The organism is Arthrobacter sp. lap29 (assembly GCF_032458965.1).
Lineage (GTDB): Bacteria > Actinomycetota > Actinomycetes > Actinomycetales > Micrococcaceae > Specibacter > Specibacter psychrochitiniphilus.
Genome location: NZ_JAUCEK010000006.1, coordinates 273542 through 298717, shown reverse-complemented (window position 1 = coordinate 298717; position 25176 = coordinate 273542). Strand labels below are relative to the sequence as shown.

21 protein-coding genes are annotated in these 25176 nt (G+C 59.9%); 17 read left to right on the top strand and 4 right to left on the bottom strand.

What is annotated here, in order from left to right; translation table 11 throughout:
• Nucleotides 1-199: 199 nt before the first annotated feature.
• Nucleotides 200-1261, bottom strand: a complete 1062-nt coding sequence (locus RY113_RS12600) for a tyrosine-type recombinase/integrase (RefSeq protein WP_315914824.1) — start codon at nucleotides 1259-1261, stop codon at nucleotides 200-202.
• A complete protein-coding gene (locus RY113_RS12595; protein ID WP_315914823.1) occupies nucleotides 1261-1512 on the bottom strand; it encodes a tyrosine-type recombinase/integrase in 252 nt (83 codons plus the stop codon). Before RY113_RS12595 ends, RY113_RS12600 begins: the two co-directional genes overlap by 1 nt.
• Nucleotides 1513-2070: 558 nt before the next feature.
• On the opposite strand from RY113_RS12595, the gene RY113_RS12590 reads away from it, so the two are divergent.
• The 17 genes from RY113_RS12590 to RY113_RS12510 all read left to right on the top strand — a co-directional run bounded on the left by RY113_RS12590 (nucleotide 2071) and on the right by RY113_RS12510 (nucleotide 23208).
• Nucleotides 2071-3108, top strand: coding sequence for an ABC transporter substrate-binding protein (locus RY113_RS12590; RefSeq protein WP_211315072.1), 1038 nt, complete (start codon nucleotides 2071-2073; stop codon nucleotides 3106-3108).
• The gene (locus RY113_RS12585; RefSeq protein ID WP_110104522.1) at nucleotides 3105-4013 is read left to right on the top strand and encodes an ABC transporter permease; all 909 of its coding nucleotides are present in this window, start codon (nucleotides 3105-3107) and stop codon (nucleotides 4011-4013) included. The genes RY113_RS12590 and RY113_RS12585 overlap by 4 nt, the downstream gene beginning before the upstream one ends.
• Nucleotides 4010-4834: an ABC transporter permease gene (locus RY113_RS12580; RefSeq protein ID WP_110104521.1), complete on the top strand. Its 825-nt coding sequence runs from the start codon at nucleotides 4010-4012 to the stop codon at nucleotides 4832-4834. The genes RY113_RS12585 and RY113_RS12580 overlap by 4 nt, the downstream gene beginning before the upstream one ends.
• A gap of 1 nt (nucleotide 4835) precedes the next feature.
• Nucleotides 4836-5930 (top strand): ABC transporter ATP-binding protein, encoded by a 1095-nt coding sequence (locus RY113_RS12575; protein WP_315914822.1) that lies wholly within the window; start codon nucleotides 4836-4838, stop codon nucleotides 5928-5930.
• Nucleotides 5931-5945: 15 nt separating this feature from the next.
• Nucleotides 5946-6716 carry an enoyl-CoA hydratase/isomerase family protein gene (locus RY113_RS12570; protein WP_315914821.1) on the top strand — a complete coding sequence of 257 codons (771 nt, stop codon included), beginning with the start codon at nucleotides 5946-5948 and terminating at the stop codon, nucleotides 6714-6716.
• 358 nt (nucleotides 6717-7074) lie between these two features.
• Nucleotides 7075-8286 carry a Glu/Leu/Phe/Val dehydrogenase dimerization domain-containing protein gene (locus RY113_RS12565; protein WP_315914820.1) on the top strand — a complete coding sequence of 404 codons (1212 nt, stop codon included), beginning with the start codon at nucleotides 7075-7077 and terminating at the stop codon, nucleotides 8284-8286.
• A gap of 305 nt (nucleotides 8287-8591) precedes the next feature.
• Entirely contained in the window at nucleotides 8592-10631 is a 2040-nt protein-coding gene (locus RY113_RS12560; RefSeq protein WP_315914819.1) for an acetate--CoA ligase family protein, read from the top strand.
• Nucleotides 10628-11449 carry an SDR family oxidoreductase gene (locus RY113_RS12555; protein ID WP_315914818.1) on the top strand — a complete coding sequence of 274 codons (822 nt, stop codon included), beginning with the start codon at nucleotides 10628-10630 and terminating at the stop codon, nucleotides 11447-11449. Before RY113_RS12560 ends, RY113_RS12555 begins: the two co-directional genes overlap by 4 nt.
• Nucleotides 11446-13113 carry a thiamine pyrophosphate-binding protein gene (locus RY113_RS12550; RefSeq protein WP_315914817.1) on the top strand — a complete coding sequence of 556 codons (1668 nt, stop codon included), beginning with the start codon at nucleotides 11446-11448 and terminating at the stop codon, nucleotides 13111-13113. The genes RY113_RS12555 and RY113_RS12550 overlap by 4 nt, the downstream gene beginning before the upstream one ends.
• Nucleotides 13110-14534: an aldehyde dehydrogenase family protein gene (locus tag RY113_RS12545; protein WP_315914816.1), complete on the top strand. Its 1425-nt coding sequence runs from the start codon at nucleotides 13110-13112 to the stop codon at nucleotides 14532-14534. The genes RY113_RS12550 and RY113_RS12545 overlap by 4 nt, the downstream gene beginning before the upstream one ends.
• Nucleotides 14531-15499 (top strand): C-terminal binding protein, encoded by a 969-nt coding sequence (locus tag RY113_RS12540; protein WP_315914815.1) that lies wholly within the window; start codon nucleotides 14531-14533, stop codon nucleotides 15497-15499. Before RY113_RS12545 ends, RY113_RS12540 begins: the two co-directional genes overlap by 4 nt.
• A gap of 35 nt (nucleotides 15500-15534) precedes the next feature.
• A complete protein-coding gene (locus RY113_RS12535; RefSeq protein ID WP_315914814.1) occupies nucleotides 15535-16692 on the top strand; it encodes an acyl-CoA dehydrogenase family protein in 1158 nt (385 codons plus the stop codon).
• A gap of 75 nt (nucleotides 16693-16767) precedes the next feature.
• Complete coding sequence (locus tag RY113_RS12530; protein ID WP_110104505.1) at nucleotides 16768-17556, top strand: electron transfer flavoprotein subunit beta/FixA family protein; 789 nt, start codon at nucleotides 16768-16770, stop codon at nucleotides 17554-17556.
• 15 nt (nucleotides 17557-17571) lie between these two features.
• Nucleotides 17572-18546, top strand: a complete 975-nt coding sequence (locus RY113_RS12525) for an electron transfer flavoprotein subunit alpha/FixB family protein (RefSeq protein ID WP_315914813.1) — start codon at nucleotides 17572-17574, stop codon at nucleotides 18544-18546.
• Nucleotides 18543-19472 carry a cytochrome b/b6 domain-containing protein gene (locus RY113_RS12520; RefSeq protein ID WP_315914812.1) on the top strand — a complete coding sequence of 310 codons (930 nt, stop codon included), beginning with the start codon at nucleotides 18543-18545 and terminating at the stop codon, nucleotides 19470-19472. Before RY113_RS12525 ends, RY113_RS12520 begins: the two co-directional genes overlap by 4 nt.
• A gap of 139 nt (nucleotides 19473-19611) precedes the next feature.
• Complete coding sequence (locus RY113_RS12515; protein ID WP_315914811.1) at nucleotides 19612-20808, top strand: thiolase family protein; 1197 nt, start codon at nucleotides 19612-19614, stop codon at nucleotides 20806-20808.
• A gap of 258 nt (nucleotides 20809-21066) precedes the next feature.
• The gene (locus tag RY113_RS12510) at nucleotides 21067-23208 is read left to right on the top strand and encodes an FUSC family protein (protein ID WP_315914810.1); all 2142 of its coding nucleotides are present in this window, start codon (nucleotides 21067-21069) and stop codon (nucleotides 23206-23208) included.
• Here the strand turns inward: RY113_RS12510 and RY113_RS12505 are convergent, their stop codons facing one another.
• Complete coding sequence (locus tag RY113_RS12505; protein ID WP_110104501.1) at nucleotides 23209-23445, bottom strand: acyl-CoA carboxylase subunit epsilon; 237 nt, start codon at nucleotides 23443-23445, stop codon at nucleotides 23209-23211.
• Nucleotides 23442-25025, bottom strand: a complete 1584-nt coding sequence (locus RY113_RS12500; RefSeq protein ID WP_110104500.1) for an acyl-CoA carboxylase subunit beta — start codon at nucleotides 25023-25025, stop codon at nucleotides 23442-23444. Before RY113_RS12500 ends, RY113_RS12505 begins: the two co-directional genes overlap by 4 nt.
• Nucleotides 25026-25176 lie beyond the last annotated feature (151 nt).

Below are 25176 nucleotides of genomic sequence, written 5' to 3'. Positions count from 1 at the left end.
TCCATCACGTAAGACACGGCACGGCTCTTCACTTCAGGGGTGTACTGCTTAGGCATGCTATCCATTCTCTCAATAGAAAACGGCACAAAACCCGGGACGATTCAGTTTGCGTGGTGTGGCCGGTGCCTTGAGAGCCTTCGCTGCTTGGTAGAGAGCGACCAGGTAGTGGATATAGCTCTCGAGACTGATTCGGTATGCCTCAATGCTGCGCGGGCCCAGGTTCCTGGCTTGGGGCAGGAACTGGTGCAGGTAGTTCCGGGCGTATCCCCAGAAATCCGGGACTGCTTGGGGTGTTGTGTTTTTCATTCGGATCCCACCTCGGGAAATACGCCTTGGCCATCGTGGGTGAGGGCTGCGTAGCCATCCATGAAATCCGGTGTGTGTGGATGTAGTAATAGGTGCTATCCAGTGAAGCGTGCCCCATATATCGGGCGAGGTAGGGCAGCATCGCGTTGACGTCGGTGCCTTCTGCCATCCATCGTTCGATGTTGGCGTAAGCAAAATGGTGCTTGAAGGAGTATGGATGCGGCTGGTTGCCACCGCTACTTCTGGGCAGCCTGGCCTGGTCCCAGATCCGGTTGAACATGACCCCTGCCGTGACTGGAGTAATCGGGGTTGGGGTTGAAGAAATGAAGAATCTGGGACGCTGTCGCCCAAATTCCTTACGAGACATCTGGTCGTATTTGGTGAGGACCTCGATGATTTCATCGGTGATCGGCAGGCGCCGGCTTCGGTTGCCTTTAGACCACAACACATCAATCTCTCCTTTACGGAGGTCAACATCCTGGAGTCGCAGACGACGGGTTTCGCAAGTCCGAAGCCCACATGAGTGCATCAACCCGAAGAAGGCGACGGACTGCCATTGCCACGGCGATTTGGTCTTCAGTTCGGCAGCAGCTTGGAAGAACCGGGAGATTTCTTCCCGGCTCAACAAGTATGGTTGGGAACGGACAAATCCGGACCGCCAGGACTCGGTGAGCACATACGCGTCCGGGTTGTTGTGGGTCCGCATCCAGCGGCCGAAATCCCTGATGTATGACATCCAGGACGGTTGAGAGCCCGGCTGGGAGGACTTCCTGAAGACCACCCAGTCTTCGACGGCTTGCCGGTCAAAGGAGACGATCCCGTGTTTCGTGCAGTAGGCATCGAAGCTGCTCAGGTACCAGCCGCGGGCGGTGCCATAGCAGCCCATATCCTGCTTGAAGGCCAGATACCGTTTCAGGTCCTCGGCGAACACACTGGTGAACACTGGCTTGCTCATCACCGTACTCCTTCCGGCAATGGCAGCACGCAGCCACGCAACCGCTCCGTGTCAGCGTTGAGATACACATTGGTTGAGTCGTTGTGGGCATGGCCCAGGATTACCGAGATCGTCGGCAACGCGGTACCTGCCTGCAGCAACTTCGATGCCGCGTTGTAGCGAAGGGCACGTGATCCAACCTTCACATCCTCCACCCCGGATGCACGGAAGACTTTATTGATGATCACGTAAATCGACGCGTGCTCGGCCAAGCCGCCATGCCGGGCGGTTCAACGGCCTCACCGGGTTCACGCCCGAGATTGTCGACATCGCGCGGAAGGCCCTGCTCATCGGCCATTAATCACTGCGCAAAACACGCCATTTACCGTTGCGGTTCAGGGCTTTCTCCCGCGGTATTAAGCCCGCAGTAGCAGAACTGCGGTGGCAGGGTCTTTTCGTGCCCACTTGGCCAAACCTGAACCCGACCCCCGCACCTGACCCGGCCCAACCTGAACCCTCTGCCTGAACCAGGCTGAATCCGCACCCTGGATCGGGTTGCTTTGCAGCGCCACGAAGGTGCCCGGGCCCTACTGAAGTCCGGCCCAAGCCCGGCCCAAGCCCGGCCCAAGCCCGGCCCAAGCCCCGCCCAAGCCCAGCCCAAGCCCAGCCCAAGCCGTGCCCAGGGAGGTGCCCGGACTGGCGGCACTGAGAGAACCCGGCGAAAAATTGGCATTGACAAACATCGTGAACTGCGTCACAGTTCTATTGATAACTGACTGATTAGTTAACTATGGAAGTTGGACCTTAAAATGGCACGAAGGTACAAAGTAATGGCAGGAGCGGCAGTGTTGGCGCTCTCCCTTTCCGCGTGTGGCGGAGCCGGAACGGCTTCGGATGAAAAGTCGCTCACTGTCACCATGTGGGGCGGGCAAGCCCAGTCTGCACATGTGGCTAGCTACTTCACCCCCTGGGCTGCGGAGAGTGGTGTGACCATCAAGGAAGATTCACCCACTGACTACGCCAAGATCGAGACCCAGGTCAATGCTGGCAAGGTCAACTGGGGAGTTGTTGAAGTTGAACCCAACTTTGCCAATACTGCCTGTGAGAAGGGCTTGCTGGAGAAGCTGCCACAACGAGTCATTGACGCCGCCAAGGCCGCCGGCGTCCCCGAGGCCCAAATGGGCGAATGCGCCATCCCGAATCTGCAGTACACGTTCAGCATTGCGTACAACACTGAGGTGTTTGCCGATAAGCACCCCACTAACTGGGCCGAATTCTTCGATACGAAGACTTTCCCGGGGAAGCGCGGCTTCTGGAAGTACGCCACCGGCGGACTGTTTGAGGCAGCACTGCTGGCCGACGGCGTCCCGGCAGATAAGCTCTACCCGCTGGATCTGCCCCGAGCCTTTGCCAAGCTAGACACCATCAAGAAAGACATTGTTTGGTATGACACCGGTGACCAGCAGACCCAGCTGGTGGCCAGCGGGGAAGCGCCTCTGGTGCAAGCCTGGAATGGCCGCATCACCAAGGCTGCAGCAGAGGGCCAGGCCGTGGCCAATGACTACGGGCAGAACCTCATCTCCTATGACCAGGTAGTCATCCCCAAGGGATACCCCAACGCCGAATTGGCCGCGGACTGGATGGTCTGGTTCTTGGGTAACGGGCAGGCCCAAGCGGACGACGCCGTCGCATCCGGTTATGGTCCTGTCTCCAGTGACGCGATTGGCTTGGTTCCCGAAGCTGATCGCAAGGACCTTGCCGGCAGCGAAGAAGTCTCCAAGGATTCCGCCGGGCTCATTGACTACTCATACTGGGCCAAGAACTATGATTCGGTCACCGAAGAGCTCAATAACTGGATCGCCAAATGAGTGTAGCCGCAGGGACCAGGGCAGCCCTGCGGCAGCCGGCGCCCCCCTCCTTTGCCAGCAAGATCAAAAACTTCTTGCGCATTGACGGGTGGGGTGCGCTAGTTCTGCCGCTGCTAGTGTTCCTCATCCTGGTCTTTATCCTCCCGTTGTTTGTCATGCTCCAAAAGAGCTTCACCGACCCCACATTTGGGTGGCAGAACTACACGGCAATTTTTGCCCAATCCGTCTATGTGAAAGTTTTGGGCAACACGTTCTTGACAGCGGCAATTGTCACAGCGGTAACGTTGCTCCTGGCTTTCCCCTACGCATACCTGATGACACTGGCAACACCGAAGTGGCGCACAGTGATGTTGGTTTTGGTGCTTGTGCCTTTCTGGACAAGTATTCTGGTCCGCAGCTTCGCCCTGGTCCTGCTCTTGCGTGACACAGGCGTACTAAACTCGCTGGCACAGGATGCGGGTCTCATCGCTGAACCCGTCACCATCATCCGCACCATGAGCGGAGTGGTGATCGGTATGGTCCAAGTGGCCCTACCGTTTGCCGTCTTGCCGATCTATGCCACCATGCGAACCATTGACCGCCGCCTGTTGCAGGCTGCCGAAGGGTTGGGCGACCGCCCCTCAGGGGCGTTCTTGCGGATTTTTGTTCCGTTGAGCCTGCCAGGTGTTGCGGCGGCAATTTTGTTGACCTTCGTCCAGGCCTTGGGTTACTACATCACCCCGGCATTGTTGGGTGGGCCAAAGAACACCATGATTGGTGAATTGATTGTCCAGCAGGTCAGCACAGTCCTGCGGTTCGGGTTTGCTGCGGCGCTGGCTACCATGCTGCTTGTCACCACATTCCTCCTCATTGGCTTGGCCAGTAAATACTTTGACCTGCAAAAGCACTTGATGGGACAATCATGAACCGCATCCTTGCAAGAACGGCCTTGATTCTCCTCGCCGCGATCATAGGACTGTACCTGCTGTTGCCCGTACTGGTGGTGGTCCCCATGTCACTGTCCAGCAGCTCCTTCCTTACCTTCCCGCCCAAGGAACTCTCCTTGCGCTGGTACCAGCAATTGCTTGATGACCCCAGCTGGGGACGGTCGGCCTTCGCTAGCCTCAAAGTGGCGCTATTGTCAGCCACCGTCTCAGTAATTTTGGGAACGCTGGCCGCACTTGCTCTGGTGCGTGGCAGGTTTCCGTTCCGCAACGCCGTCACGGCAGTGCTGCTGGCACCACTGATTGTGCCGTACGTGATTGTTGGTTTGGCCGTTTACATAGCGTTCCTTAACTTGGGGCTGACCGAGACCACGCTGGGCTTTGTCTTGGTGCACACCTGCTTGGGCGTCCCATACGTCATGATCAACGTTTCCACCGGGTTAGTCTCTGTTGACCGCCGGCTGGAAATGGCCTCTATGAACCTCGGTGCCGGGCCGGTCTCCACCTTCTTCCGGATTACCTTGCCGCTCATTCTTCCCAGCGTGCTCGCGGGGGCATTGTTCGCTTTCATCACCAGCTGGGATGAAGTGGTGACCGCAATTTTCCTCTCGGGCCCTGATATGACCACTATGCCGGTAAAGATGTGGTCCGGCATACGTGTCCAGGTGGACCCGGCAGTAGCCGCAGTCTCCAGCCTTTCCCTGCTGGTGATCATTTCAACGTTCCTTTTGATGGGTGCAGTAAAAATGATCCGAAAAATGATTGACCGTCGAGCGTCCCTGACCATGAACGAAGGAATATGAGATGACGAAGTCTCAAGAAACCCAGTATGAATCCTCTGGTGCCCCGATCCGCATCTCCGGAATCAGCAAGACCTACAAAGAGCTGACAGTGCTTGATTCAGTTGATCTGGACATTCACGGAGGTGAGTTCCTGACATTGCTTGGGGCCAGTGGTTCCGGCAAATCAACGCTTCTGAACATCCTTGCCGGATTCGTCAAGCCCTCGGGTGGCACCATAGAGGTTGACGGCGTGGATGTGTCCCGTCTGCCGCCGCACAAGCGCGGACTGGGTATGGTGTTTCAGCACTATGCCTTGTTCCCGCACATGAGCGTGGCAGAAAACGTGGCGTACCCACTGAAGCGGCTGGGCGTCCCCAAGGCTGAAATCATCCGCCGGGTAGGGGAGGCCTTGGACATGGTTGACCTTGGCCGCATGGCAAACCGCAAGCCCACCGAAATTTCTGGTGGTCAGCAGCAACGTGTGGCGCTGGCGCGTGCCATCGTGTTCCGCCCCCGCGTATTGCTCATGGATGAGCCTCTTGGAGCGTTGGATAAGATGCTACGCGAGCAGCTGCAGCTGGAAATCCGCAAGCTGCACAAGGACATCGGCATCACCTTTGTCTTCGTCACCCATGACCAAGACGAGGCACTGACCATGTCAGACAGGATTGCCTTGCTCAAGGATGGGCAGATTGTTCAGCTAGGCACGCCAGAAGAGCTGTACAACGCACCGAGCTGCCGGTACGCCGCTGAATTTGTGGGTGTATCCAACATCTTCCAAGGATCCATTAAGAATTCCGCATTTATTGACGGGCAGCATGCCCGCGAGTTCAAACTGCCCCTGGGGCATGCCAAGGAGGGCACCGGGTTAATGATCCGGCCAGAGCATATGCGTGTTTCTCCTGCCGGCCAGATAACCAACACCATTCATGACCAGATCGGAGCTACCGTGGAAGATTGCATCTACCTTGGCAGCAGCCGGACAGTCCAGGCCCGCACGGATGCCGGTGCCCTCTTGATTGCCCGCACCGAAGTTCCCCGCTCACCTGATGGCATCCACGCAGGGGCCCAGATTCAAATGCATTGGGAAGCCGCCGATGCCCGAGTCCTGGCCTAGAACAAGACGGACGCTATGACGTTTAAAAATATTGTGGTGGAGCAGGAGGGGCCACTGCTGTGGCTCACCTTGAACCGCCCCGCCGAAGCCAATGCGCTCAGTGATACCTTGGCTGACGAATTTTGCGCCGCCATCGAATTGGCGCAAAACGATCCTGACTGCCACGTTGTGATCCTGCAGGGCAATGGAAAGTATTTTTGTGCCGGTGGCGATGTTCACATGATGGCAGCGGCGCAGGACCCGGCTCGATTCCTGAAGGCGCTGGCAGAAAAGATGCATGAAGGGTTGCTGAGTCTTGCACACTCACGGCTCATCACCATTGCTGCCGTCCAAGGGTTTGCCGCCGGTGCCGGCCTAGGCCTGGTCCTCAATGCCGATTTTGTGCTCGCATCGGACAAGGCTGGCTTCGTCTCGGCTTATGGCAACGTGGGGTTGAGCCCTGATTGTGGCGTCTCGTATCTGCTTCCTCAGATAGTGGGGCACCAGCGCGCAGCCCAAATCTGCCTGCTGGGACGCCCTGTCACAGCTCAAGAGGGCCTTGCTTGGGGACTGGTGAGCGAACTGGTGCCTGCTGAAGAATTGGTTGAACGAGCCCGCGCGCTGGGGACACAGCTGACAGCGGGTGCAACACAGGCTTTGGGTCCCACCCGGCAGCTTCTCAAGCGCGCCAGTAACGCGGGTTTCGCTGCGCACCTGGCGTTGGAGGCTGAGAGTATTTCCTCGATAATCTCCCATCCCGACACCAACGCGCGCATCCGAGCATTTGTTGCCAAGAGCACTGCTTGAGATGTGAATAGGCGCGGGACCTGATTTTCTTTGCTCGGGATCTAAAGGGGTTACTGGCAATAGCTTGAGAAGCTGTTGCCAGTAACCCCTTTTCTCTGCCTCCGTTGAGCTCATAGCCGGTTTAGGGGTGCCCTTTCGTATTTGTGCCCACAGGAGAGCCAGTTCCTGCCTGATACCTCTCGCGCGCTATGCGCCACTGCTGACTAGCGGTTCAGGTAGTGAACCAAAGGCACTGCGAAGAAAAGATGCCCCCTTACTTAGCAGATGCGCCTGAATCCAAGCTCTTGACAAATCATCCAAGTCTCGTGAATGCTGAATAGCGGTTCAGTAAATAATTTCCGATACATAGGAGTTAGGCATGTCAGTAGCAGTTGAAAATGCGCCGGCCAAGACCGTGGTCCCTTCCTTGCTGGAGATTAGTTGGACTGATCCCGTGACCGGATACAAGGGCTACTTGGTGATCGACAGGCTGGTCCGGGGAGTTTGCAGCGGCGGTCTCCGCATGCGCAAGGGATGCACCCTGGACGAGGTTCGCGGACTCGCCCAAGGCATGACGCTCAAGGAGGGACTGCACTACCGTCCCGGCGCGCGGTATGTTCCGCTCGGAGGGGCTAAGGGTGGCATTGACTGCGATCCGCACGATCCCAACATGCGCGCTGTTCTCAAGCGCTTCCTGCAAAGCGTCAGCGCACTGGTCAGTGCACACTGGACCCTGGGGGAGGACCTGGGTGTGCAGCAAAAGCTCATTGACGAGATCATTGCGGAGCTGGGACTGGAAAGCTCCGTGCAAGCTGTCTATCCGCTGCTGGAGGATCGCGCTGCTGCCACGGAGCGTTTGAGCCGTGCATTTGAGATTGAGATAGACGCAGTGGGGCTGGGAGAGTTGGTTGGGGGTCTCGGAGTTGCTGAATCAGTTTTAACGGCCCTTGATGCATTGGGGCGCCGCAGGGAAGGGTCCCGCGTGGTGATCCAGGGCTTCGGCTCTATGGGCGGTGCCACGGCACGCTACCTCTCACAGGCTGGCCTGTTGGTGGTTGGCATTTCAGATGCCAATGGAGTCATTGTCAACCCGCAGGGGCTAGATGTTGAGGCTTTGCTGGCATCGCGTAACTCATTTGGCGAAATTGACCGCGAGGTCCTAAGGCCTGAGGATGCCTTGGTTCCCCGTGATCAGTGGTTGCGCATTGAGACTGATGTTTTGGTGCCTGCCGCCATTTCCTACTGCATCACCGCAGAAAATCAGCACGAAATTGCGGCTTCACTCATCGTGGAAGCTGCGAATATGCCGGTTCTCAAAGAGGCTGAGGAGATGCTCCTGGCTCGCGGTATACCGGTGGTGCCTGACTTTGTCTCTAACTCCGCCACAAATGCATGGTGGTGGTGGATGCTCTTTGGTGACATTGATGCCGATGCCCAGCAGTCCGAAGCGATGATTCGGCGGGAAATGAGCAGGATTGTCTCGGATATGTTTGTGCGCTCAGTACGTGATGGGTCATCACTGCGCGATGCTGCACTGGCTTTCACTCGTGAGCAGCTGCTTGCCATTGATGCGCAGTACGGTACGGCCTAAGCAACTGGGCATTCACTTCCTTGGGTCCGTCAGGTGTCCTATTGGGTGTGCCGGCGGGTGCCCCAGGGCGCCAGTGCGGAAGCTAGTAAAATTTCCACCGCCAACATTGACAACTTGCGTGATCCCAGTCACACTTAGTTATATAACTGACTGGTTAGTTAAAGAACTTCCGGTAACTGTTGTCGGACCAGTGCAGGAGCCCCAGCCAAAGGCGGCGGGTCCTGAACTGGACCTCAACAAAGTCTCACCTACCAACTACGGTATCCATTCGGATGCCAAGACTCAGAAGCATTCGGAGGCAACTGATGCCAGCGTCCTCGCTCAAAGCGTTTCGTGATCCCTCATCCGTGGCAGTGGTTGGTGCCTCGGATGATCAAGCTAAATGGGGTTACTGGCTAGCCCGCGGGGCCTTGTCCGGAGCGCATCGCCGCGATGTGTACCTTGTCAACGGATCAGCTGCAACCGTCCAGAACGAAACGGCCTACTCCAGCATTTCGGCATTGCCGGGCGTACCTGAACTCGTTGTTCTGTGCGTCCCGCCGCGCTTTGTTACTGAAGTGGTCCGGGAGGCCCTCGCCGCCGGCGTCAAGGCGTTTCTGGGCATCACCGCAGGTGTGCTGGAAGAAGAAGCCCTCGGAGCCATGATTCGCGCCGCCGGTGCACGCATCATTGGCCCCAACAGTCTGGGACTTTTTGATGCTTCCTCTTCTTTGCAGCTGGCATGGGGGCATTTCAGCCCGGGTCCGCTGGCCATCATCTCCCAAAGCGGGCAGCTTGGATCTGAACTGGCCATCTTGGCTGCGCGTGCCGGCATGGGTGTTTCTCGCTTTGTATCCATTGGAAATCAGCTGGATGTGAACGCTGCGGAACTCGTTGCTGATCTGGCAGATCACGAACAAAGCAAAATCATCGCCTTGTATTTGGAGAGCTTCACCAGCGGAGTTCAGCTGGTGGAAACCATCCGTGACCTGTCCCTGGCAGGAAAGACAACCCTGGTGCTCACCACCGGAGCCAGTGATGCCAGCCAACGTCTGGCCCAGTCCCACACCGGGTCACTCACCTCCGCCCTTGACACTGTTGACGCTGCCTGCCGTGCGGCTGGGGCCATCCGTGTAGCCACCCCCACCGAGCTGGTGAACGCCGCCCGTTACTTGAGTGTTGCCGCAAAACCGGCCAGCCGGCGCACTGCACTCATCAGTGACAGTGGTGGGCAAGGTGGCATAGCAGCAGACGTGGCCGCAGTCCACGGTCTGGACGCACCCATATTCTCCGAACAGTTGCAGCGCCAGCTCGCGGAAATTCTGCCCGCCGGTGCCGCAGTATCCAACCCCATCGACTTAGCTGGAGCCGGGGAAGCGAATCTGGATGTGTACGCCGATCTGGTGGAGGTTCTGATGAGCTCCGGTGAAGTGGACTCGGTAGTCCTCTCTGGATACTTCGGTTGCTACGGCTCAGACACGCCCGCCATCGAGGCCCGTGAACTCAGCGTTGCAGACCGTATGGCGGACATTGTCAAGGCCGCCGGGATGCCCCTGGTTGTCCACAGTATGAGTTCCGACTCGGCCGTGGTGGCGCGCCTCTGGGCTGATGGCATCCCCACCTACCCCGGCATCGAGATTGCACTGCGGACGCTGTCCCTGGCAGCCCAGCTAAGCGCGTCCCCGGGGCGGGTGCTCGGCTCGCCGGAGCAGAAGCTGGCCGAACCGGAATCAGGATACTGGCAGGCTCGTGCGTTTTTGGCGGAACTGGGCATCGCGGCGCCGGAAGGACGGCTGGCAAACAACCGTGCCGACGCGGTCCGGGCCAGCGAAGAGTTGCGCTACCCTCTCGTCTTGAAGGCCGGTTGGCTCGAGCACAAAAGTGAGCACGACGGCGTGAAGCTGGGCTTGGGCTCGGCCGAGCAGCTGATGGCAGCCTTCGAGGATATGCAGGCGCGGCTGGGGGACGGCGAGTACGTAGTAGAGGAACAGGATATTCGCCAAAATACCGTAGAAGTGCTGGTAGGTGCCCGCCAGGACAGGGACTTTGGTCCGGTTGTCACGGTAGGAGCCGGGGGTACGGAAACGGAACTGCACAAGGACATCAGCGTAGAGCTGGCGCCAGTGGACCACGCTACCGCGTTGGAGATGATTGGCCGGTTGAAGTGCCTGCCGCTCTTGCAAGGATGGCGCGGCCGCCCGGCCACCGACATCCAGGCACTGGCCGCCATGGTGGTTTCAATTTCCGAAGCCGTCGCAGCTAACCAGAACATCACAGAATTTGAAGTCAATCCTATCCGTGTGGCCCCTGAAGGGGCTCTCGCAGTCGATGCATTGGTGCTCACGGCTGCCGCGGTCAACGCATGAAGGAGAACGCCTTGCTTGTTCCGGATATCAGAGAAGAATTTGCTGGAAAAATTGCGGTCGTAACAGGTGGCGGCTCCGGCATTGGCCGCGCCATCGCCGCCCGCTACGCAGCAGCCGGCGGAAAAGTCGTTGTCATAGGACGCCGAGAAGAACCGCTGCAGGAGACTGTACGGCTCATTACTGACGCTGGTGGCAGCGCCGATTACATCTCCTGCGACGTCCGTGATGCCCAGGGCATGGCAGATGCCATCAACTCTGTTGTAGAACGCGAAGGACGCATTGATGCGTTAGTGAACAATGCGGCCGGCAACTTCATTGTCCCCGGCGAGGACCTGAGCCCCAACGGCTGGAAGGCCGTCATTGACATTGTGCTCAACGGGACCTTTTACGCAACCCACGCAGCAGCTCAGCACATGCTGGCGGCCGGCAGCGGAAGCATCCTGAACGTCATTGCCAGCTACGCCTGGCACGGACATCCGGGCACAGTGCACAGCGCAGCAGCCAAGGGTGGCATTGTGGCCATGACCCGCACGCTTGCCGTGGAATGGGCAGCCCGCGGAGTTCGAGTGAACTGCATTGCTCCCGGACCCACCGAAACTGAAGGTGCCGGTGCCGCGTTGTGGGGCACCGAGTCCGCCCGTGAAAAGGTCCTCAGCGGCGTCCCGGCAGGCCGGTTCGCCAGCCCCGCCGAAATTGCCGAGTCCGCCAACTACCTCCTGAGCCCGCGTGCCGATTACGTCACCGGTGAAGTCATGGTGGTGGATGGTGGCCAATGGTTAGGTAAGTCCGTCTACACAGATGAGCGAGTAAAAGCATGAGCGCCCTTACAGGTGGAGAAGCCCTGGTTGCCGGTCTGGCAGCCCACGGCGTGGACACCATTTTTGGTATCCCCGGAACACACAACTTGGCCGCCTACGCCGCCATGCCCAGCTACGGCATCAAGCACATCTCGCCGCGGCACGAACAGGGAGCCGGCTACGCAGCCGACGGTTATGCCCGCTCCTCGGGACGCCCCGGCGTGGTCCTTACCACCACGGGCCCCGCCATCCTCAACGCCGCAGCAGCTGCGGCCCAGGCGTACTCGGATTCAATTCCGGTGCTGTTCATCTCTCCCGGCATGCCGCTGGCGCACCCCGGCCGCGGCAACGGCTTGTTGCACGAAATCAAGGATCAGGGGGCAGCATTGGCGGCCGTGGTGGCCTACAGCCACCGTGTGACCTCCGTGGCAGAAATCCCGTTGGCCGTTGCCCAGGCGTTCGCTGCCATGGCAACGGGCCGGCCACGTCCGGTACACCTGGAAATCCCGCTGGACCTGCTCGATGAGGTGGGGCAAGTAACTGTGGTGCCGCCGGTGGCCGCCGGTCAGCTCATGGCCCCTACAGCACAAATCCAGGCTGCTGCGGCCGCGCTCAGCGAAGCTCAACGCCCGCTGCTTTTGGTGGGCGGTGGGGCATCCCGGGCCGCGGCCCAGGTCAAGGACCTTGCACAAGCACTGTCCGCGCCGGTCTTTGCCACCACCAACGGCAAGGGCATTTTCCCGGAGGACCACGTACTGGCCGTTGGTGCTGGAGTCCAACACCCCAGCACTTTGGCTGCCTTCAACGATGCCGACGCTGTTGTGGCGATCGGAACAGAACTTTCCCCCGCGGACTGGTGGCTGGGGCTGCCGAACCTGGCGGGAAAACTGATCCGGATCGATATTGACGCCACCTCCATCAACACCAACGCCATCCCCGCCCACGCTCTGGTGGGCGAGAGTGTAGCCGTCTTGACGGCGCTGCTGGCGAACCTCAGTGCCACTGATACGGCCACTGATGCAGCCACCGATGAAGCCACGGACGACGCCGCCGCCTCCATCGCTGCCCAGCGTATGGTGGCGCTGCGGGCGGACTTTGAAACGGACGCCCAGACTGAAGGCGGACCCTGGTTGGAGATTGTGGACGCCATTGCAGCGGCCCTGCCCCGGGACGGCATTGTTGCCGCAGACAGTGCCATGGCTTGTTACTACGGGGCCCTGTCAAACCTGCCGTTGCACCGTCCCAACGCGTTCTTGTATCCCACAGGTGTTGGCACGCTCGGGTACGGGTTACCGGCGGGAATTGGTGCCAAAGTTGCCAATCCAGAAGCCCCGGTACTGGTCCTGCACGGTGACGGTGGCATCATGTTCACCATTGCCGAACTGGCCATGGCCGCGGAGCTTCGCCTAGCACTGCCCATCGTCATTGTAGATAACGGCGGCTACGGCGAGATCCGCAATGAAATGGCTGACCGCGGCGAACCCGTGCACGCTGTGGCCTTGGGCAGCCCGGACTTTCCGGCGCTCGCCAGGGCTCTTGGCTGCTACGGCGTAGCCATTGCCAACGCCAGTGAACTAGGTAGCGCCATCAAAACAGCGCTCGACGCCGATAGGCCCACCGTTTTGCACATCTATGAGGACAGCCGTGCCGCAGCGGACATGCTGGCCGCCAAGGAGGCACTGTGAACACCGCGGTCATGACCTGGTTCCGTGACGACGTCCTCATTGGCGGTAGCTGGCAACAGGCCGGGGCTACGCAGGAGGTAGAAAACCCGGCCACCGCCGAGGTGATTGGCTCGGCAGCTCTGTGCGATGGGGCCACTGTGGATGCTGCTGTAGCTGCAGCCCGCACGGCAGCCGGCGCCTGGGGTGCCAAAACTGCCGGTGAGCGTGCCGATGCCATCGAAGCCCTCGTTGCCGTGTTGCGGCAGCGCCGTGAGGAGCTCGTTGCGGTGACAGTTGCAGAAGTTGGTGTTTCCGTTGCCAACGCCCGTGCCTGGCATGTGGATCTGGCCATTGATTTGATGGCTGCCGCAGCCACCAACGCACGCAACTATGCCTTTGAGGAAGAGTCCGGGACCTCTGTTTTACTGCGCAAACCGGTAGGTGTGGTTGCCTGCATCACCCCGTGGAATTACCCGCTTTACCAGTTGGCGGCGAAGGTTGGTCCAGCCCTGGCCGCAGGGTGCACGGTTGTGCTAAAACCTGCGTTACTGGCGCCGTTGTCCTCCTATATTTTCGCTGAGGCCACCATTGAAGCCGGGCTGCCAGAGGGCGTTTTCAACCTCATTAGCGGTGCAGGCAGTGCCATTGGCGACGCTCTGACGGGCCATCCCGGAGTGGACTTTATCTCTTTCACCGGTTCCACCACAGTAGGCCGTGAGGTGGGGGCCACCGCTGCCCGCAACCTCAAACGCGCCTGCTTGGAACTGGGCGGGAAATCCTCCTCCATCATCTGCGCTGATGCTGATTTTGCAGCGGCCGTGACCGGAACTGTGGACGCGGCCATGCTCAACAGCGGCCAGACCTGCAGTGCCTGGACCAGAATGCTGGTCCCGGCACAACGCTATGAGGAAGCTCTGGAACTGGCAGCTGCCCACGTCAAAACTCTTGTGGTGGGAGACCCCACTGCGGAGAGCACCGATCTGGGCCCGCTGGTTAGCGCCAAGCAAAAGGCTGATGTACTTGCCGTCATTGACGGTGCCTTGGGCCGGGGCGCCCGGCTGGTGACGGGCCCGCCCGTCTCAGCCCACGCCGTCGGACACTATGTAAACCCGACCATCCTGGCAGATTTGGCGCCCACTGACCCGGCCAGTCAGCAGGAAATCTTTGGGCCTGTGCTGGTGGTACACGCCTATTCCAGTGAGGCCGAAGCCATTGAGATTGCCAACGGCACGGTCTACGGACTAGCCGGTGCGGTGTGGGCCGGCAGTACCGAGCGGGCACTGGAGATTGCTCGGCACCTTGACACCGGCCAGGTTGATCTCAACGGTGCCCCGTTCAACCCGCAAGCCCCCTTCGGTGGATGGAAGGACTCCGGAATTGGCCGTGAACTCGGAGTGGCCGGCCTGGAGGAATACACAGAAATCACTGCGGTGCAGCGATGAGTTCACCCCTTGCGGTCTACACCGACGTGGACGGCACCGATCTTCAGCCCGGTATTGAGCTCTTGGAAGCAGCCGGTTTTGAGGTCCGGGTGGCCAATAGTTCAGACCCTGACGTCATTGCCAAGGTAGCCCAGGGCGCACAAGCCCTGCTGATTGGCTATTGCGTGGTTGATGAGGCTCTCCTTGAGCGCCTTGAGGGGTTGAAGATTGTAGCCACCCAATCGGTGGGCGTTGACACGGTGGATCTTGCTGCTGCCACCAAGCGCGGCATCTGGGTGGCCAACGTGCCGGGGGCGGCCACGGAGGAAGTTGCCACCCACGCCTTCGCCATGGCCTTGTCTTTGCTGCGCGGGCTGCCCTTCCTTGACCGGAGTGTGCAGGCCGGGCAGTGGGACGGCACAACGGAGAGGCTGCTCAGGCTCTCCGGGGCAACCGTTGGCGTGGTGGGGCTGGGCCGTATTGGTGCCCGTTTCGCCAAGCTCATGGGACCTACTGTGGGAACCGTGCTGGGCTACGATCCCTACCTTCCAGCACCCGACGGCATCCAGGCGGTGGGGCTGGATGAGCTCTTCACCCGCAGCGACCTTGTCAGTTTGCACCTTCCACTGACCGAAGAGACCACCGCCCTGGTGAACGCGGACCGGCTCGCACTCATGCCGAGGGGATCGTTTTTAGTCAATGTTTCCCGTGGCGGGTTGGTAGATCACCCGGCACTGGCGCGGGCATTGGAAAGCGGCCAGCTAGGTGGGGCCGGCCTTGATGTGCTGGCCGTTGAACCTCCGGCGGCGGGGGAGGCGATGCTCGGCAACCCCCGGGTTCTACTGAGTCCGCATGCCGCGTATTTATCTGAGCAGTCAGCGCGGGACTACGTGGTGCAGCAAGCAAAAAATGTTCTTACCTGGCACCACCGCCAGATCCCGGAACACCCCGTGAACAGCCCGCTTGCGGCACAGTTCACGGCCTAGACCAAAACACTTAACACCAAAAACAGGAGAAGACCATGGCAAAGAAGAATGTTGAATACTGGCCGTTGAACGATGAGCAGCGCGCCATCGTTGAAATGGTCAAGGATTTTGCTACCAACGAGATCCGTCCCCGTGGCCGCGAAGTGGATGAGGCGGACACCGTCTCACCCGTGGACATTTTCCAGAAAGCCGCAGTGGTGGGCATTACCGATTTCATGATGCCGGAGGAATATGGCGGCGGCGGCTACACCGATGCTTTCACCCAGTGCCTGGTTCAGGAACAGCTGTGCTGGGGAGATCCCGGCATTGGCAACTTTGTCTGCTCCAACGGCTTCTTCGCTGACCCCATCCTGGCGCTCGGAAACGAGGACCAGAAAAAGAAGTGGCTCACGCCCCTGTCCGGTCCTGATGCACCGTTTACTGCTCTGGCCACTACGGAACCGGGCTCCGGCTCTGACTCCGCCTCCATGGTGACCCGCGCTGACAAGGTTCAAGGCGGTTACTCCATCAACGGCCAGAAAGCGTGGATCTCCAACGCCGGCCTGGCAGATCAGTACGTGGTATTCGCCAAGACTGACCCCTCAGAGCGGTCCAAGGGTGTCACGGCGTTCCTCATGAAGAAGGACACGCCCGGCATTTCCTTCGGGGAGCCGATGAAGAAGATGGGCCAGCGAGCCATTGTGTGCCGCGAAATGTTCTTTGACAACGTCTTTGTTCCCGAAGAAGATCGCTTGGGCGAAGAAGGCCAGGGCTTCTACGGCCTCATGAAGACCTTCGATGTATCCCGTGTTGTCCTGGCAGCAGCGTCCTGCGGCGCCGCCCGTGCAGCGTATGAATACGCACTGGACTACGCCCGGACCCGCACTCAGTTCGGCAAGCCGATTATTGAACACCAGGCTGTGGCGTTCCGTCTGGCAGATATGGCCACCCGCATTGAATCGTCATGGTTGATGACGTTGCATGCAGCCCGTCAGCTCGATGCCGGTGAGGACGTCAATGGCCTGGCCGCCATGGCTAAACTGCAGGCCTCCGAAACCGCCATGTTCGTCACCTGGGCGGCCGTGCAGACCCTCGGTGGTTGGGGCTACTCCCGCGAGTACCCGGTTGAGCAGTGGATGCGTGATGTCAAGCTGGAGGAAATTGAGGAAGGCACCTCGGACATCATGCGCTTGGTGATCTCCCGCAACCTCTAGCATCACCAGCCAACGGCCTCACCCAGCAGGCCCACGCAACAGGTCCACCCATCAGGGATGAGAAGGAAGTACAACGTGAAGATTGCAGTGTTGGTGAAGCAGGTTCCAGACACCGGGGAGCAGCGCAACCTTGACCCCGTGCAGGGGAGCTTGGACCGCTCAGGGGAGAACTTGTTGGATGAGATCAACGAACGTGCCCTGGAAGTGGGGTTGAAGTATAAGGACGCCAACAAAGGTACCGAGGTGGTTGTTATCTCAATGGGCCCGGACACCCTGACTAAGGGCTTGCGTAAAGCCCTCTCCATGGGTGCCGACTATGCTCTTCACGTGTGTGATGCCAGCCTGGCCGGTGCGGATGCGGGACGGACGGCGGAAGTGCTCGCCGCCGCCCTGCGCCACACCGGCGCGGATCTGGTGTTGGCAGGCAACGAGTCAACGGATGGTCGCGGCGGTGTTGTGCCAGCCATGATTGCCGAGCGTTTGTCGCTGCCACTGATGAGTGCTGTAGACACCGTAGAAATTTCCGGCCAAGAAGTAATAGGGGAGCGCGGCACCGAAACAGGTTCAGTGCGGCTCAGCGCACCCTTCCCGGTCATGGTCTCGGTGACCGAACGCTGTGGCGAAGCCCGGTTCCCCAGTTTCAAGGGCATCATCACCGCCAAGCGCAAACCTCTGTCAGTGCTGGGTCTTGCTGAGCTGGGCCTTGCCGACTTGGGCTCACTGCCTTCTACCGGAACAGCGGCTTCCAGCATTGTGATCAGCACGGTGCGCACCCCAGCCCGGACTGCTGGCCGAATTGTTGTTGATGAAGGAAATGCCGGCACCGAATTGGCGGCGTTCCTGCGCTCCAGCCGTTTGATCTAGGACATAAGGACCATCATGAAAAATGTCTTGACACTTATTGAAACCACTGAAACCGGCGCATTGGGCACTACTACCGCAGGTCTGCTGGGAGCCGCAGCCAAGATTGGTACACCCGTGGCTGTTCTTGCCGTAGCTCCCGGCAGCGGCGCCAAACTGGCAGAACAGCTCGGTGCCTGGGGTGCTGAGACGGTATTCCTAGCTGAATCGCCGAACGTTGGCCAGCTTGTGGTGGCCGCGGATCTTGCCGCACTCACGGCAGCGGCTCAGGCCCTGAACCCGGTGGCCATTGTGGCCGCTAACTCCGTGGCCGGGCGCGATGCGGCCGCCCGGTTCGCGGCCCGCACCGGTGCAGGATTATTGGCGGACGTTGTTGATGTCCGTGTTGAGGGTGATTCAATCATTGGCACGCACTCCGTCCTGGGCGGTGACTACACGGTGGAAGCCACCGTGAGCGGCGGTGCTGCGGTTCTCACCGTCCGTCAGGGCGCCATTGAGGACAAGGCCCCGGCCGCCACCCCTACCGTGACTACCATTTCGCTAGATCCTGCCCAGGGACCGTCAGTGACAATCCTCTCAAGCACAGCAGCCACCACAGCCAGTGACCGTCCTGAACTGCGCGGCGCGGCCCGGGTAGTGGCTGGCGGACGCGGGCTGGGCTCCTCCGAGAACTTTGCCTTGGTAGGCCAACTCGCCGATGCGTTGGGCGCTGCCGTGGGAGCTTCCCGTGCGGCAGTGGATGCCGGCTATGTCCAACAGTCGGCGCAGGTGGGCCAGACCGGTGTGAGCGTTTCACCGCAGTTGTATATTGCCCTGGGTATTTCCGGGGCCATCCAACACCGGGCCGGTATGCAAACAGCCAAAACCATTGTGGCCGTGAATTCAGATGCTGATGCACCGATCTTTGAGGTTGCAGACTTTGGCATTGTGGGCGACGTCTTTACCGTGGTGCCTCAACTGATCTCCGCGCTGGAAGCACGCTCAGGCGCATGACGGCGCTGCAGAACAAGCCCTCCCGAGTAAAGAAAAAGGTGCGGCTGGCACTCACGGCAAGTGCCGCCGCTGTACTTCTGGTTTTGATGGTGCTCGGGGCGAAATGGCTCCGCGGCACTGAGGGGGTGCAAGACTTCCTGATTCAGTACACCGGGCATTCGGCACTGCCAGCGGGTGCGCCTGTGGGGTTGCCGCCTTGGCTGGGGTGGCAGCACTTCCTGAACGGGTTCTTCCTGTTGCTCATTGTGCGCACCGGGTGGCAGGTGCGCACCACTACGCGGCCCGGCGCCTATTGGACGCGCAATAACAAGGGGCTGATCAAAACCAAGGGGGCGCCGAAGAAGATCAGCCTTGACCTGTGGTTCCACCTGAGTTTGGATGCGCTGTGGGTGTTGAACGGGATTGTGTTCATGGTGTTGCTGTTTGTCACGAATCAGTGGATGCGGATTGTGCCCACCAGCTGGGATATTGTCCCGAACGCGGCCTCGGCCATGCTGCAATACGCGTCGTTCAACTGGCCGCTGGAATCCGGCTGGGTCAATTACAACGCCCTTCAGGTGCTGGCGTACTTTCTGACAGTGTTTGTGGCTGCGCCTTTGGCATTGATCTCCGGGCTGAGGATGTCCCCGGCCTGGCCAAAGAATACCGTCTGGCTAAACAAGGCCTTCCCCATTGAGGCGGCCCGGGCACTGCACCTACCCGTGATGCTTTACTTTGTAGCCTTCGTGGCTGTGCATGTGACCTTGGTACTGATTACCGGGGCATTGCACAACTTGAACCATATGTATGCAGGGCGAAATGACGGCAGTTGGCTCGGCGCTGGCATCTTTGCGGGCTCCCTTGCCGTTATGGTGGCTGCCTGGTTCATGGCGCGGCCATTGTTTCTGCGGCCCATCGCCTCCCTTACCGGCAAAGTGAGCCGCTAGCAGGCCCAACCGCGGGCCCGCGGTGGGCAGCCCGCCGCCCGCTTGCCGCGGTGGGCGGGAGGCCTCGGGTGGGCAGCCCACCGCCCGCTTGCCGCGGGCGCACCACCATAATGAAACTTCTACACGAAGGACACACGCAATGAACGCAGCAGCGATGAATGCCGAGAAAATTGTCATCCTCGAGGGCGCACGGACCCCCATTGGTAGTTTTGGTGGGGTTCTCAAGGATGTGCCAGCCCATGAGCTCGGTGCCGCCGCAGCCCGGGCGGCTATTCTGCGGGCGGGCATATCAGGGGAAGATATTTCCGAGGTGGTGATGGGCTGCATCGGGCAGGTGGGGGCCGATGCGTACAACGCACGCCGCGTGGCGCTGGCAGCTGGCCTTCCGGAGCGCACCCCGGCGTACACAGTGAACCGGTTATGTGGCAGCGGGCTGCAGGCTATCTGGTCAGCAGCCATGCAAATGCAGTGGTCCGGAACAGACTTCACCCTGGCCGGTGGCAACGAGTCCATGACACGCATGCCGTTCTACGATTTCGCTGCCAGGGCCGGTAACCGGCTGGGGGACCGCACACTTGTGGATGGGACCGTTGCCATGTTGACTGACCCGTTCAGTAACATCCACATGGGTGTCACAGCGGAAAACGTGGCCCGCAAGTATGGCGTGTCCCGTCAGGATCAGGACGAATTTGCCCTTGAATCCCAGCGTCGGGCAGCAACACCAGCAGCGCAAGCCGCCTTTGCCGAGGAGATCACTCCTGTGGAGGTGGGCGGACGCAGGCCGCACACGGTCACCTTGGATGAGCATCCCAAACCAAACACCACCTTGGAAACACTCGCCGGGCTCCGTCCAGCCTTTGAAAAAGGTGGGACTGTCACCGCTGGCAATGCCTCAGGAATCAATGATGGCGGCGCAGCGGTGGTGCTGGCCCGTGCCGGTGCCGCACTGGAGCGTGGACTCCAGGGATTAGTGACTCTGGAAGCCGTCACCACGGCCGCCCTGGATCCATCCTTGATGGGGTATGCGCCCACCTTGGCTCTGCAGAAATTGTTCGCACAGACAGGAACAACTGCGGCTGATATTGACACGATCGAGCTCAACGAGGCCTTTGCCGCGCAGGCAGTTGCTGTTATGCGCGATGCCGGTTTGGACCCTGCCAAGACCAACCCTTACGGTGGCGCTATTGCCCTGGGCCACCCCGTAGGTGCCACGGGTGCCATGCTGAGCCTGCGCGTTGCCAAGGACTTGGTCCGGCGTGATATGGAACTGGGTGTGGTCACCATGTGCATTGGCGGTGGACAGGCACTGGCAGCCTTGTTCCGCAGAGTTTCCTAGCCTTCGCTGGGCCTGTCTTTGTCTGGTCTGTTGCGGCTGTTCTTCTTGTGGCTGGGCCAGAAGTTGCCAGTACGACGCCGTTGCTCGAGCATGACTTTCGGGGGACGGCGTCGTGTTTGGCTTAGAGAGCGCCGGGTTGCTGGGGCCCAGCCACAGCAGGCCGGTGCGCAGTGGCTCCGAGTTGACCCAAATTGCTCCGATCAGGCTTAGCAAGCTAAATCATCTCTTCTGGGGCCGATGGCTGACATACTGGGGAACGTGTTAGCCACTTCCTCAGTCACGGCAACCGTCAAGAAATCGCTTCGGCTGGACTTTTCCCAGTCCGATCCCGTAGTTGCGGGCCGAAATGCCCTGGGGATCGCCATTCCCTTGGTGGTGGGGGTGGCCATAGGAAGTATCCCGATTGCCGTTTTCGGTGCAGTCGGGGCCATGTTTGCCGCTTTCGCTGACAGGCCAGGAAGCTACCGGCTCAGGCTTTCCCGCATGGGCATGACCGCTCTGGCCGCTGGCATTGGCGGTGGACTGTCAGTTCTGGCTTCGCATTCCTGGCTGCTCTCGGTGTTGCTGATAGCTGTTTTTGCCTTTGTCAGTGGCATGCTGCTTTCGCTGGGACCCGTAGTGGCCCAAATCGGGATTGCCGGGACAGCCGTGGCCATTGTGCTCAACCGGTTCCAGTTGCCGGCATCTAGTGCCCTTGGGATAGCGGCGCTGGTGATTGCAGCCGGATTGCTGCAAAGCCTCTTGGCCATTGCCGGCTGGCCAGTGCACCGGCACGCGCCGGAAAGAGCCGCCTTGGGCGCGGTGTATGAGGCTCTGGCGAAGCGCACCCGCTCCCCGCACCCCCAGATGATGAAGCCGGGAGCCGAAGTCAAACTTGAAGCTGCCAGGGCCACGATAACCGGTTTTGGGCACGGCCACGGCCCCAGTATGCAGGCTTATCGTGGCCTGGTTGACGAGGCTGAACGGATCCGGCTCGAAGTCATCGCCTTGGCCTATTGTCTCGAACGTTTTGAACGGGTTGACCGGACTACGCAGGCCAATGCCGTGCATACTCTCTTGGCAGCGGCTGGGACTGTGCTCGATGCTGTGGCTGAGTCCCTGTATAAGGGAAAAGTCTTTGACTCCTCTGTCATGGAGGGCGTTGACGAGGCTGTGGACGTGCTCCAAACAATTGTTGGAGATCACCCGGATTCGCCTACTGGCAGGTTTGCTTCCTTGCATGCCCGGGCCTTGGCCGGACAGTTGCGGGCCTGCGCACGCATGACCACGCCGGGGGCGGTAGAAGGGCGCATTGTTGAAGAGAAAGTGCGCATCGGTGGGATACGTGTAGCCGCGCAGGCCCCGTTCGATACGCTGCGGGCTAATCTGAATCCGAGCTCGGCGGTATTTAGGCACGCTGTCAGGCTTGCTGTGCTTGTATCGGCCACGGATGGCTTATCCCGCCTGCTGCCCAGTGCAGACAGAGGCTACTGGATCTCACTGATGGTATTGCTGTTGCTGCGTCCGGACTTTGCCAGCACTCTCCTGCGCACCAGCGCCCGGCTGGCAGGAACACTCATTGGCCTGGGGATTGGCACGGTGGCCACCTCTCTGGTGGGTACGGAGAACCACTATGCGCTGATAGCGCTGGTTGTGCTCTTTGTTTTCGGCGTCCGTGTCTCCGGATTGCCCAACGCGTTTTTCATGGCTATTTGGACGGCCGCCTATCTTGTGGCGCTGCTGGATTTGTCCGGCATTCCGGCCGGGGATGTGGCAGTGCCACGTTTGGTGGACACCGTCATAGCTGGCGCCTTGGCCGTGGCGGCTACCGTGGTGTGGCCCGCGTGGGAGCGCAGCTACCTACCAGCCCGGCTTGCCGAACTACTGGCCAGCTATGGGCGTTATCTGGTGGCGGTGAGCGATCCTGCCGCCCAAAAGTCAGAGATTGACGCCGCCCGAATCGCCGCCAGGTTGGCTAGGACCAATGCGCAAACTTCCCTGGACCGGACCCAGGCGGAGCCAGTGGATGGGCTCTCAGCTCAATATGTTGGCGAAGGTTTACTGGTCCAGAGCCACTTGTTCATCCAGGCCGCCATGGTGATAGACGCAGCCCGGCTCTCCGTCTCGGCGGCCAAGGGACCGGTGGAGAAACTACTGGCCCCGCTGGAGCCGTTCGTCAGTGACACCGCCACCACTCTGACGGCATGTCAGGATGCAGTCAGAGACGGGACAACTCCCCGGGGGGCCGTCAATATGCGTGATTCCTACACCCGGCTAGCTGAGATCCTGCCGCCGGTTTCTTTGGAGTCAGGAGTTGTTCAGCCAGCCATCATGGATGCAACGGACAGGATTGCCAACTCGGTGGACACCATGGTGCACATACTGCGCGGGCAGGGTTCGCCCCGTACCGCTAAGAACTAGCTAGCGGACGGAGCGACGCCAAGAACCTGCGCCAGGCCGTGGGGGCAGATGCAATTGTGCCAGGCGCGCCCACTGACGTTTTGGTTCGTTCGGAGCGTCCTCGCTGCTGCCGGATTGCAGGGCTAGGACGACGGCGGTCACCGCGGCCAGCTCTTCATCGGTGGGGTTACCCCGGGTCACGTTGAGCAACGGTAACTGAACCGGGTTACTCTCAGGACTCTGATCAGCGGCCGTCACAGCGGGATGTTCCCATGCTTCTTTGCCGGCAGGCTGGCCCGCTTATCACGCAGTGCGCGCAATCCCTTGATGAGCTGAAGACGCGTGTCTGAGGGTGCAATAACAGCATCAACGTAACCAAGCTCCGCGGCCTGGTAAGGGTTGAGCAACTCGTCTTCGTAGTTCCGGACAATTTCCGCACGGCGGGCTTCAACATCGCCGCCCTCAGCCTCGACTGCTGCGAGATCGCGACGGTACAGGATGTTCACTGCACCTTGGGCGCCCATGACACCAATCTGGGCAGTGGGCCAAGCCAGGTTCAAATCGGCGCCGAGCTTCTTTGAACCCATCACAATGTAGGCTCCACCGTAGGCCTTGCGGGTGATGACTGTCAGCTTCGGCACAGTCGCTTCGGCATAGGCATAGAGCAGTTTGGCGCCGCGGCGGATGATGCCCTGGAATTCTTGGTCCTTGCCAGGCAGGAAACCGGGAACGTCCACCAGCGTGATGATCGGAATGTTGAAGGCGTCGCAGTTGCGCACAAAGCGTGCTGCCTTCTCGGAGGCATTGATATCCAAAGTGCCAGCGAATTGCATGGGCTGATTGGCGACGATGCCCACGGTGTGGCCCTCAATGCGGCCGTATCCAATGATGACGTTGGGTGCGTAGAGTGCCTGCATCTCAAGGAAGTGACCGTCATCGAGAATCGATTCGATCACCGTGAGCATGCTGTACGGCTGGTTTGCTGAATCGGGGATCAAAGCATCAAGAGCGAGATCGTCGTCGTTGAGTTCCAGCTCCTGCTCGTGCTCCGTGACGGGCGCCTCGGCGAGGTTGTTGGAGGGCAGGAAGTCAAGGAGCTCCCGGACAAACTCAATGGCGTCAGCCTCATCCGTAGCCAAGTAGGTGGAGGTTCCCGTGGTGGCGTTGTGCTGGCGGGCCCCGCCAAGCGTCTCCATATCCACATCCTCACCTGTGACGGTCTTGATGACATCGGGTCCGGTGATGAACATATGCGAAGTCTTATCCACCATGACCACGTAATCGGTCAGGGCGGGGGAGTACGCCGCGCCGCCAGCACAGGGGCCCATGATGAGGGAAATCTGAGGGACAACACCTGATGCGTGCACGTTATTGCGGAAGATGTCCGCGAACATTGCCAGTGAGGCTACGCCTTCCTGGATACGGGCACCGCCGCCGTCATTGATGCCCACCACAGGGCAGCCGTTACGTATGGCAAATTCCTGCACCTTGACGATCTTCTCGCCGTTGACCTTGCTCAAGGAGCCGCCGTAGACGCTGAAGTCTTGGCTATAGATGGCCACTAGGCGGCCGTCCACTGTGCCGTAACCGGAGACCACGCCGTCACCCAACGGCGTCTTCTTCTCCATGCCGAACGCTGTGGAACGGTGGATGGCCAGGGCGTCGAATTCTACGAAGGATTCAGGATCAACCAGCAGATCAATGCGCTCGCGGGCGGTGTTGCGCCCCTTGGCGTGCTGTTTCTCAACGGCTGCTAAACCGGAAGGCATTTCAGCCTGAGTCATCCGGTCACGGAAATCGGCAATCTTGCCTGCTGTTGTCGATAGATCGTGGCTCATTGATACTCCGGCTCAATAGTGTGGATGCTTGCAGACCTTCATAGGAACTGCACAAAACGGCAAACTCTACTGACAGTCTAATAACGAAATCTTCGCCTGCATGTGTAGGAACCCTACAAAGTCGGCCGAAAAGAATCTGGCGTTGTGGAAC